The following is a 12,231-nucleotide window of genomic DNA, read 5'->3' as shown; positions in this document are numbered from 1 at the left end:
TAATACACTATCAGTGAATCGCATATTTTTTAATGGTTTGGTAATTTTACCATTCTCGATCAAAAAGAATCCATCGCGTGTCATCCCAGTTACGAGCAGGGAAATTGGATCAATAATATTTGAATAGTGGAAATGAGTAACAAGAACTCCGTGTTGAGTATTCTTTATCATTTTCTCGACAGAGCTCTTACCAGTATCAAATCGCATTGAAAAGGGATATGCACCTTGTCCGGGTAGGGGAATTGCATGACCATTGTTTTCTGCACCAGTTTCATTTGCGATCCATCTATTTGTTGCAAAACTTCTTGGAACACCTTTTTCCACGAGTGTCATTGGTTTAACGGGCATACCTTCAAAGTCAAAAGGTTGAGATCCGATTGGGGGGTAATAGGGATCCTCATAAATATTCAGTTTATCTGAGAAAATCTTTTTATTCAATCCGTCTTTCAGAAATGTTGTACCTTCAAGATAATCCATGCCATTAAATCCCCTCCAAAGAAGGAATAGTGCAAACTCGGCAACTGCTGCCGGTTCCATAATAACTGTATATTTACCTGGTTTTATAGCATCGGGATATTCACTTTTTAGAGCTTTCTCAACCGCTATTGCAGCAGCTTTTTCCACATCGATGTCATGAACATCTTTGGTAATTGTTTCATGCCATCCGGATGCCGCACCTTTCATTGCTGTTATGCTGAATTCCGCATTCGTTGAAATATCGTAACCAAACAATCCTTTGCAGTTTGCTATCGCAACTTCTGATGTTGAGTTTGAATAAATTCCTGCTCCCTCCAGTCCATTTCGTTTGCAAATATTCACAGCTTTTACGATGTGTTCTGCTCTTTGTTGAGGAGTAAATTCATCAGTTGCTTGTATAAAATTTTGTGTTGCATGATACTCTTGTTGATGAGGAAGGGGGAGCAGTTTATCATTATCTTTTTGCATTTTTGTTGCATCTATAGCTGATTGTAACGTATATTCGAGAGACTCATCATCAAGTTTGTTTGTTGTTGCAGTAGCTGTTTTATTGCCCATAATCGTGCGAACTCGAATATAGTATGAAGTATCACTGACATTCTGATGAATATAATTTTCCGCATAACGGGTCAGAGCATTTTTATTCTTGAAGATCAAAACCTCAGTTTCAACGTCTTTTGACAAAGAGCAAATCTTTTGAGCGAGCTCTCTCATCTCAGCATTGCCATTATTGTTCATGTATACTCCTGAAATATTTTTCATCTGATTTTTTCATGTCATGTGCTTTATATGTCAAGACTTTCATTCAAAGATGATTTTGTTGACATAGTGATGTATACTTAAAATAAATATTCAAGATTAATCATGAAAGAGGTCATCATGCCAGTAACTGTCGTATTGGGGGCATTATGGGGGGATGAAGCAAAAGCAAAGATCGTTGATGCACTTGCTAAAAATATGGATGCAATCGTCCGCTTTCAAGGTGGATGCAATGCCGGGCATACGGTTGTGCATGGAAATACAACGTACAAATTCCATATTATACCAGTTGGTATCCTTGATCCTCAGATGATTTGTATCATTGGTAATGGAGTAGTGATCAATCTAGAACGTCTCCTCCAGGAAATCGATGAAACCAAATCGCAAGGTATCAGTCTGGCAGATAGGTTCTTTATCAGTTCACAGGCACATGTTACCCTTCCCTTACACACTTATCTTGACGAAGTTGGAGAGAAAAAAGGGGGTAAGCAGGCAATCGGAACAACAAAATCAGGCATTGGACCGACCTATTCTGACAAAGCCGCTCGTCTTGGTCTTCGAATGGGAGATTTACTCGATAAAGAATATCTTACCTTTAGATTAACCAATTTAGTTAATCATAAAAAGGAACAACTTGAGTCATGGCTTCAAAATATGAGTCTTGAGGTTTCAGTGGATATATTATTTGATATCGGTATGCAGCTCAAGCCATATATATGTAATACACCGTATCTTATTAATAACATGCTGAAAGATAGTAGAAAATTGCTTTTTGAAGGTGCTCAGGGAACTTTACTCGACATAGATTTCGGAACCTATCCCTATGTTACATCGTCCAATACAATGATTGGTGGTGCGTTGACCGGTGCAGGGATTAATTCTAAAGCAATTGATAAAGTGATTGGAGTCATGAAAGCTTACACAACACGTGTAGGTAACGGTCCTTTCCCAACTGAGTTAAAAAATGAGATAGGGGAGTATATCCGTGAAAAAGGGCACGAGTACGGCACAACGACCGGGCGCCCCCGCAGATGCGGCTGGTTTGACGCAGTTGCTGCTGGTTTTTCAGCAATGATCAATGGATTCGATGAAATCGCATTGACACTCTTAGATGTCTATTCAGGTCTTGATGAACTTAAGATTTGTACTGGTTATTCTATCAATGGAACTGTGGTTAAGGAATATCCTGTAGAAACAAAATTTCTCGAAAAAGTAGAACCATCATATATCTCGATGCCAGGCTGGGATGATGATATAACTTCAATTAAATCATTCGATGACCTGCCCGAAAATGCTCGCAATTTTGTTTATAAAATTGAAGAAATTCTTGATATTCCAGTTACGATCGTTTCTGTCGGCCCTAAAAGAGCACAAACGATTTTTCGATAATGAGTATTGTCTGCGAGGATATTAAATTCTCCTATGAGGATTGCAAACAGTCATTTTATCTTAAGGATATGTCCTTTAAATTAAATACAAATGATATCCTTTGCATATATGGTGGTACAGGTTCAGGTAAAACAACACTCTTTAATATTCTGTTCGGAGAACATAAAAATTTCAAAGGAAATATCACAATTGATTCAACTGCTCTTCATCAGGAAAAAACTATGAAAAACAAAGTATCATTCTTATTTCAGGAGTCGGAAAATCAGTTTGTGTTTCCATTTATAAAAGATGAATATGATTTTATTATTAGTAATAGCAACGATAAATCTATTAGATTGAAAATAAGTGAGATATGTGAGAAATTTAATGTAAAACTTGAAGATTATTTTATGAGAAATTTTTATGAATTATCTGCTGGTGAACGTCGCATTTTTCAGATCGCTTTCTGCTTCTCTACTCATGCAAAATATCTTATTCTTGATGAACCGGCAGAATTCCTTGAAACTCAATTAAGTAATATACTTTTAAATATGATAAAAACAATCAAAAATAAAGGAATACTCATATTGACCAAATATCCCGGGTTATATAAAGATGTATGTCAAATGAGTCTTCCGCTCAATTTTCAAAATGATTGAGGTTTAATTATGAAAAAAATAATATTAATTATATGTATTATATTTGTGTCATTTGTGTTGGATGCTGGTGTTCAGGAAGAATTTGATTTTGCTAAAAAGATGTATGATGACACGCTTTATGAAGAAGCTATTGGTAAATTTCAGGATATCATTCAAAAATATTCGAATTCCACCCTAGCTGAAGAAGCACAGTTCTATCTTGGCAATTCTTATATGGAGCTTGAGCAATATGTCAATGCATCCTTTGCATATAAGCGCTTGCTCGAAGATCATCCTAATACAACGCTTTATCCTCAAACGGTATATAAGCTTGCCGAGAGTCTATTTCAGAGCAGAAATTACTTTGAAGCAGCCCAATTTTATCAAGATCTGATCTATAATTATCCACAGAGTCCATATGCTTTGCAGTCACTTGATAAGATCATAGTATCACTTAAGAATGCAGGGATGTATAATGAAGCCATTCTTATTTCGATGGATATAATTGAGAGTTTTTCTGGAAAAGCACAGATTTCAAGCATTTTGCTTTCTCTTGCTTCTGTTTATGAACTTCATAACATGCCTGATGAATATGAGCAGACACTTCTTACAATCATTAATCAATACCCTCAATCAGATGAAAAATGGAAAGCAATCCAGGAGTTATCACAATATTACTATGAAAACAAGATGCAGGACAAAGCATTGCAATTACTCAAGGATGGATTAACTGAATCGATTCCTAGGATGTATCAACAATCACTCCTCCTGTTGTATGCAGAATTGCTGTACAAGAACGGTGATCGCCAGGAAGCTCTTGAACAGAATAAAGAATTCTATCGCAAATTTGATACCTATCCTCAACGAGATGAGATTGCAGACAAGATTGCATCGTTGGAATTTGCTCTCAATAGATACGGAAACACAATCGTAACGTGTAAAGAATTTCAGAATAACTTTCCAAAGAGTTCCTATTTGTCACACATTCAATATATTCAAGCATACGCAGAATACAATCTTAAAAACTATGATCAGGCGTTGGAAATTCTTGATATAATCGATTTTGAAGCCACTAGGATTACCATCCAAAAGGACATTTATCAATTACGGGCAAAAATTTATCTAAAGAAGAATGATTATCCTTTTGCGATCTCAACCTATCTCGATATCATAAAAAGGTATCCTCACATCACATCGGTCGATTCAATATATTATGAAATCGGTCAATTGTATCAAAATTATCTGAAGGACTATGAAGCGGCGATAAATTACTATTTCGTGATTGTTACCACATTTCCCGAAAGCGACCTACGTGGTAAGACATATCTTGAATTGGCTTGTTGCAGTACAGAACGTAATAATTATGATGAAGCTGCTGATTATTACAAAAAAGCATTAGCAACACACTCTCTTCCTGAAAATGAAAGAGACAGGGCAACAAAAATGCTCGCATATATTGAAAATTATAAACAGAAAAATGAAGGACAAGCATTGGATAATCTTGTGCAAACCTTTGCTCAGTTTGTTCGATCAAACGATTATATTGCTACCATAACATCCTTAATTGAAATATATACAAACGATCTCAAAGAGTTCGATAAAGCGCTTGAGCTGATTGAAAGTGATCCGCTTTTTGTCAGTGATCCAGGTCTCATTTTACTGAAAGGTGAGATTTACCTTAAATTAGCCGACAAGGCATCATTAGGCGAAGATGATGATGCAGATAAATATAAAGCTCAAGCTCAGCAATTATTCGGATCGATCGTTGATAATTATCATGATATTCCCGAAAAAGCATACGCAGAATATTATTTAATTCCTCTTAAAGTACGTTTTCTCGATCCCATGAGTGATGATTACTTGAACTCCCTCCAACAATTATCTCTCTATTTCATAGAAATATATCCAACCTTTCCGAAAATTGGAACAGTCTATTTTAATCTTGGAAAAGCACTAATCCAAAATGATAAAAAAGATGAACAGACAATAACCTATCTCCAGAAAGCAGCGTCACTTACAGGAGATGCCAATATTCGAAACGAAGCGTATCAATATCTTGGTGATCTCTATCTTGAGAATGAAGGATATATAGCTGCAAGGAATCAATATCAGAAGATTGATGAAAAAACCCTATCTGCTGATCCGCAATTGCTTTTTAATGTCGGATTTGTCTATTACCAACTCAAATCTTATTCCCAAAGTGTACTATACTTAGACTATTATGTGCAAAACTATCCGGAACAAGAAAAATATCTAGATGTACTGAACCTCCTTGCATCGACCTATATAACACTGAACGAAACTGAAAAAGCCATCGCAATCTATGCAACACTTGCTGAGAAAGCTCCGACCGATGCACTTCTGCGAACACTGAGAAATCTTTATATTAATCAAGACAAGTTTGAAAAAGCACTCGATGTTTCAATGAAGATCGAAGATCTGAGTAAAAAAGACAGGTACATACTTGCTGAAATCTATGAAGCACAGGGAAATATCAGCTATGCGATCCTTCAGTACAGCAGGATCATCAGCCTGAACGTGGCTGAGGATACAATGCTTGTTGATACAGAGCATCTTGCAGAACTCTATATGAGTATTGAAGATATAAGTAGTGCACTTGCTAACTATACAAAAATATTTAATCTTACTGAAAGTTATAAGGATCCTTTCCAGAGTTTTTCATATCTTGATTGGGCTCGAATTGCAGAGAACACAATTGTAGCATATTATAGATCAAAGAATCGGACACAGGCAGAAGCATTTGAAAAATATTATAAATCAATTATCAAAGATAACGATGAGGTCCAAGCACACATCACTTTGGAACGAGGTATCTACTATTCGCAACTCGACCAAAAGAAAGCACAGAAGTTATTTGAAGAAGTCATTGATGATTATTCTTCTACAGAATATACTGATGATGCGTATCTTGAACTTGCGATCATGGCGCTTGGCAACGAGAAATTCGATGAAGCAGATACATATCTAACTACTCTTTTACAGAATTTCCCGGATTCACCACTCAAATATAATGTATACCTGAAACTCGGTTCAATGAACTTCAGTGAAGGAAACTTCAAGGATGCCCTGGACTATTACCAGAAGGTTATCCAGCAAGATACTGAAGGAACGTATGCGATGCAGGCGATCGAGAATTTTGCCCTAACATGCAAAGCAATGGGGGAATGGATGCTGGCAATCGAAGCATATCAAATGCTCATCGATCGGTTTGGATCTCCAGAAATGACGCCTCAAACCATCTTTGAGATTTCATACTGTTACTACATGGACAAAGAATATAGAAAGGCAATACAACTCTTTAAAACAATTCAGGATCAGTTTACAGACAGTGAAATAAAAGCTGAAATCATCTACTGGATAGGGGAATCCTATTACGGCATGAAAGAGTATGACCAGGCAATCGAAACACTTCTTAAGATTGTGTATGATTACAATTTTCTCGACCAGTGGTATGTTAATGCAAACATCAAGATAGCAATGGCATACGAAAAATTGCAGAAATTCGATAAAGCCCGGCTCTTCTATAAGAATGTGATCGAGCGCTATGGCACGAACTCCAATTGGGGAGCTGAAGCAAAAAAATTACTGGACGCACTTCCGTAAAATATCTCAAAAAGCACCTTGTACTATGAAGAACCTGAAGTTGATCATCTCCTATCTAAAACGCTATAAAAAAAGCATTGCGCTAGGCGTTCTATGCCTAATAATCGTTGATGCTATCCAGATGGTTGTTCCAAAGATCATCCAGCATGTGATCGATTATCTGCACAAACCGGAATTCACAACGAATACAATCTTAGTTTATGCTGGCATTATTTTCGGACTGGCACTTATCATGGCAGTTTTGCGCTTTCTATGGCGGATTTTTCTTATTACGAATTCTTTCAAGATTGAGAAAAAAATTCGAAACGACTATTACGAGCATCTACAAAAACTTTCACCACGATTTTTCCAGGATCACAATACCGGTGATCTTATGGCATATGCAACGAACGATCTGAATGCTGTACGAATGCTCTTTGGTATCGGTGTTGTGCTGATTTTCGATGTCGTCTTTGTCACGATCGCTTCGCTCTTGCTCATGAGTAATATCAACTTTAAAATGACGCTGTTCGTCATAATACCTCTACCAATCGTTACCTTTGTCATGATATATTTCGGTAAAAAAGTTCATAGATTATTTAAAAAAGTTCAAACTACTTTCGCTCACCTTTCAGACAGGGTGCAGGAAACCATATCCGGGATTCGAATTATCAAATCCTTTGTTCGCGAAAAAGCATATGAAGACCGTATCGGCACAGTTGCTGAAGATTTGGTCGACCAGAACATCAAGCTGGTTAAAATATGGGGTATGTTCTTTCCGCTTATGTTTGCGATCATTGGCATCAGCCTGCTCTTAACACTCTATATTGGAGGAACAAAGACAATCCTGAGAGAGATCACGATTGGGGAATTCGTTGCCTTCAACAGCTATCTTCACCTGATCATCTGGCCTGTCATCGCAGTCGGCTGGATCGTGAATCTTTACCAGCGTGGAACTGCATCATTGAACAGAATCCAGGATATCATGCATACAAAACCTGAGATCATCGATGAACCTGACATTGTTGATCCGAGCATTACTGAGATCAAAGGTGAGATCACGATAAAAAATCTTACATACTCGTATCCTGATACAGAGATTGAAGTGCTTAAAGGTATTGATTTCAATGTGAAACCGGGAGAAACACTCGCCATTGTCGGTCGAACCGGAGAAGGCAAAAGCACGATCGTTAAGCTGCTGACACGCATGTTCAATCCTCCTAAAAATCAAATCTATCTTGATGATCATGAAATATATCAAGTACCTTTGAGAACCTTGCGTGATTCCATTGCAGTTGTAACCCAGGAAATTTTCCTCTTTGCATCATCAGTGCAGGAAAATATCCAATTCGGAAATGAAGATGTAACAATGGATGATATCATTGAGATCGCTGAAATATCTCAGTTCCATAACGACATCAAAGAATTTGAGATGGAATTTGATTCGATCGTCGGGGAAAGAGGAGTCTCTCTTTCCGGAGGTCAAAAACAGCGTTTAGCCCTTTCGAGAGCTCTGATCAAGAATGCCCCGATCCTCATCCTTGATGATGCATTCTCCTCTGTAGATACTGAGACTGAAGAGATCATTCTGAAAAATATCCGGGTGAGTCAGAAAGGCAAAACTGTTCTGATGATCGCACACAGGATTTCTACCATGCAGCACGCAGATAAGATCATTGTGCTGTCTGACGGCAAAGTAGCAGAACAAGGCACTCACGAATCATTACTCAAGCAAAACGGCATTTATACCGATATCTATAAACGTCAAAAGTTAAGAGAAGAACTGGAATTGTAAGATGCGAAAATTCTCATCAGCGTTTGAAGAAGAAAAAGACAGCGGCAAGGTACTTGATTCCAGATTGATGAAGCGGCTTATCAAGTATTTGATGCCGTATAAAGTCTATTTCATCATCTCCTTTTTTCTCCTGCTGACCGTTGCCTTCTTTGCGATTGCAATTCCTTATATAACAAAAACAGCAATTGATGATTATATTAATCCATCTTTGAAAGTTCTTACAATAGAAGATCAGTCTGAGTTGAAAGAATATTTTTCAAAGCGATATAAGAAGTACGTTGTCAGCCAGCAAAACGGACAGATACTGATCCATAGCTACAATATAGACAAGCTGATTCCACGGCATTTTCATTTCCTCAGGGCAGAAGAATTGATCAGCAAAGAAATATATGCTGCGTATCCGATCAATGAGAAAAATACCATAATAGCTGAACAATATCCTGAATATCTCAAGAAATTTGGCGAATATTATATTATTCAACAGCGTGATCTTAGAGAACTCTCTTTGGATGCCACGAAATCTCTCAGGTCCAAGGATATAGATGGACTTAAAACACTAGCGATCATCTTCTTCGTGATGCTTATTCTTCGTTTTGTATTTAGTTATATTCAAATATATCTTACTCAATACGGAGCTATGCATTCGATGTATGACCTGCGCATGAAGCTCTTCAACCATCTCCAGAAGCTGCCACTTTCATTCTTTGATAAAAATCCCATTGGCAGGCTGGTTACGCGAGTTACAAATGATATCAATGCACTTTCTGAAATGCTTGGAGAAGGTCTTATCACGCTGATACAGGATCTCTTTATGATGTTTGCAATCCTCGTTGTTATGCTGCTGATCAACTGGAAACTTGCACTGATCACCTTTGTAGTTCTGCCGTTTGTTATCTTCTTTATGCTCAAATTCAAAGTCGATATTCGAAAAGTGTACCGACTTGTTCGTATTCGTCTTGCTAAGATCAATGCAAGCTTAAGTGAAAACATTTCGGGTGTTCAAACGATACAACTTTTCCATCAGGAAAAGAAAAAACTGACTGAATTCGAAGATATAACGCAGGAGTACTTTAATGCTGAGAAAAAGCAATTGAAGGTGTTTGCCGTGTTCCGCCCACTTATCGATGTGATGGTGCACCTGGCGATTGCACTCATTCTCTGGTATGGTGGGGGAAGTATTATCCAAAATAAGATGTCATTGGGTGTACTTGTTGTGTTTATAAGCTATGTACATCGTTTCTTCGATCCACTCTATGACCTGAGCCAGAAGTATAATGTCATGCAGTCTGCAATGGCTGCGTTGGAACGCTTGTTCAAATTGATGGATGAGAAAGAAGAAAAATATCCGAAACTAACGGCTCATTTCGCACGTTTAAAAGGGAAGATAGAATTCAAAAATGTATGGATGAGATATTCTGAAAAGTCTGAAGAAGACTGGATACTCAAAGATATCAATCTCAAGATCCGAGCAGGTGAAAAAGTAGCGTTGGTCGGCTCAACAGGTGGTGGAAAAACAACGCTTGTTAAACTTATCAGTTCGTTCTATCCCTTCCAGAAAGGTGATATTCTGATAGATGGAAAATCAATAAAAGAATATAATCTTGAAGAACTGCGTCATAATATCGGTGTGGTCCATCAGGATGTGTTCATTTTCTCCGGCAAGATAAGGGATAATATTTCTCTTTTCCGCCCCAATATTACTGAAGAACAGATCGTGCAGGCAGCCATGTATGTGAATGCTGACAGATTTATCTCAAAACTACCAAAGGGTTATGATGACGATGCAAAAGAGCGCGGTTCAGTACTATCTGCAGGACAACGCCAGCTTCTTGCCTTTGCCCGTGTTCTGGTAGGGGATCCGAGTATTTTTGTGCTGGATGAAGCCACCTCGAATATCGATACAGAAACGGAAATGCTGATTCAGGATGCACTCAAAAAGATCATGGAAAAACGAACTTCGATCATTATTGCACACCGTCTCTCAACCATTCAGAATGTTGACCGCATTGTTGTCATTCATAAAGGGAAGATCGCTGAAGAAGGCTCACACAACGAACTTCTTAAGCTGAGAGGAATTTACTACAAATTATATGAACTTCAGTATAAAGGTATGGAGAAGTAAGTAGTATAAAAAATCCTGAATTTATAATTGATAAAAAGTATAAACAATATTTATTTACTTTTAATTTCCATTTGGTCTTTTTATATGACCATTCATTTTATGTTTATCATAACAATCAAAAACACATTTGCAAAAATTAATCAGTTTTTCATCACCATATTTGATAGCATCTTCATACATTTTGATAAAATATCTTTTTCCAGCTTCAGTACGGGAGTAATTTTTCTTAAGTAAATTGTGTTCAGCACATAATGTTTGTCCATTTTCTATTGAATTATTTCCACCCTTATCTTTTGGTTTAATATGATCTACAACTAACTCTACACCGTCTTTCCTTCCCCTTCCACATACGACACATTTAAAATTGTCACGTTCTAAGATCTTTTTTTTAGTCTGTGCATCAAAGTCAAACAGCGATTTGTCATGTATAAAATCAGGATCATATTTGTATACACCTTTCTTTATTTTAATTAACGTTCCCTCTTGGTGTAATTTTCTTATTGCCCTCCAAATATCCCTTGGTGGTTCTGAATGATTTTTCAGCCATTCTTTTGTAACCCAATCTACTACTGGACCATGATTTAATTCTTGCTTTTCATGATTTTGAAAATATTCCATTATTAATTCACTTTGAGACTTGGACATAGTTATCCTTCCTTTCTATGAATAGATTTTCTTGTTTTAAATCTGCTTCTTGTTGTAGTCTTTTATATGCTAGTTTACAATAATCCAAATCAATATCAAAGCCCACACCTTTTCTATTGTTTAAAAGTGCAGCGATTAATGTAGAACCACTACCCATAAATGGATCTAAGATTACATCATCTACAAAACTAAATAACTTAATGCATCTCCTTGGAAGTTCGACTGGAAATGGGGCTGGGTGTCCTACTCTCTTTTTACTTTCTCCAGGAAAGGTCCACAATCCATTTGTCCATTCCATAAATTCTTCCTTATCTATGTCAGAAATTCTGCTGCCACTTTTCTTTTTCCAGCTCTCTTTATATAATATTAGTATTAGTTCAACTGGTGCAATAACATATGGTGCACTTGCGCTTTTCCATGAACCCCATGCTGTTCTCCGAGAAATATTACCCTCATTCCAAATAATTGTAGAATGATATTGAAATCCAATTTCTTTAGCAATATTAGTTATATCAGCTCCTACACTTTGATGCCCTCCTTTATTTTTATCTAAAGGAATGTTAAGACAAAAACGACCATCATATTTTAGCCAATCATAACATTTACTCAACCATTTTTTTGAAAATTCTAAATATTCTCTGTAAGTGAGTTTGTCATTATTAGAGTTGTATTTAATATCAACATTATAAGGTGGGGATGTAACAATCAAATCAATAGAGTCACTTGTACCTAAACTGCTTATGACTACATCATCATTTATAATTTTAATTTTGTTATCTTGATAAAAAATTCTTTTACTATCCAATTTAACTCCTTATATTCAT

General features: G+C 36.8%; 8 protein-coding genes. 5 read left to right on the top strand and 3 right to left on the bottom strand.

What is annotated here, in order from left to right:
* On the bottom strand, positions 1-1,215 hold a 1,215-nt coding region (locus tag JW794_08790; protein MBN2018205.1), incomplete at its 3' end, for a TldD/PmbA family protein.
* A gap of 141 nt (positions 1,216-1,356) precedes the next feature.
* Between JW794_08790 and JW794_08785 the strand changes: the two genes are divergently transcribed.
* From JW794_08785 to JW794_08765, 5 genes are all read left to right on the top strand, one after another.
* Complete coding sequence (locus JW794_08785) at positions 1,357-2,625, top strand: adenylosuccinate synthase (protein ID MBN2018204.1); 1,269 nt, start codon at positions 1,357-1,359, stop codon at positions 2,623-2,625.
* Positions 2,626-2,693: 68 nt separating this feature from the next.
* Positions 2,694-3,263 (top strand): ATP-binding cassette domain-containing protein, encoded by a 570-nt coding sequence (locus tag JW794_08780; protein MBN2018203.1) that lies wholly within the window; start codon positions 2,694-2,696, stop codon positions 3,261-3,263.
* A gap of 9 nt (positions 3,264-3,272) precedes the next feature.
* A complete protein-coding gene (locus JW794_08775) occupies positions 3,273-6,866 on the top strand; it encodes a tetratricopeptide repeat protein (protein MBN2018202.1) in 3,594 nt (1,197 codons plus the stop codon).
* A gap of 25 nt (positions 6,867-6,891) precedes the next feature.
* The gene (locus JW794_08770; GenBank protein ID MBN2018201.1) at positions 6,892-8,640 is read left to right on the top strand and encodes an ABC transporter ATP-binding protein; all 1,749 of its coding nucleotides are present in this window, start codon (positions 6,892-6,894) and stop codon (positions 8,638-8,640) included.
* A 1-nt stretch (position 8,641) separates the two neighbouring features.
* On the top strand, positions 8,642-10,762 hold the full coding sequence (locus JW794_08765) for an ABC transporter ATP-binding protein (GenBank protein MBN2018200.1): 2,121 nt from the start codon (positions 8,642-8,644) through the stop codon (positions 10,760-10,762).
* A 60-nt stretch (positions 10,763-10,822) separates the two neighbouring features.
* On the opposite strand, the gene JW794_08760 is transcribed toward JW794_08765, so the two are convergent.
* Both JW794_08760 and JW794_08755 read right to left on the bottom strand, forming a co-directional pair.
* The gene (locus tag JW794_08760; protein MBN2018199.1) at positions 10,823-11,407 is read right to left on the bottom strand and encodes an HNH endonuclease; all 585 of its coding nucleotides are present in this window, start codon (positions 11,405-11,407) and stop codon (positions 10,823-10,825) included.
* Positions 11,388-12,212: a site-specific DNA-methyltransferase gene (locus JW794_08755; protein ID MBN2018198.1), complete on the bottom strand. Its 825-nt coding sequence runs from the start codon at positions 12,210-12,212 to the stop codon at positions 11,388-11,390. Before JW794_08755 ends, JW794_08760 begins: the two co-directional genes overlap by 20 nt.
* Positions 12,213-12,231 lie beyond the last annotated feature (19 nt).

This window comes from Candidatus Cloacimonadota bacterium (assembly GCA_016932035.1).
In the GTDB taxonomy this organism is placed as follows: Bacteria; Cloacimonadota; Cloacimonadia; order JGIOTU-2; family JGIOTU-2; genus Celaenobacter.
This window is presented reverse-complemented; position numbering and strand designations above follow the sequence as displayed.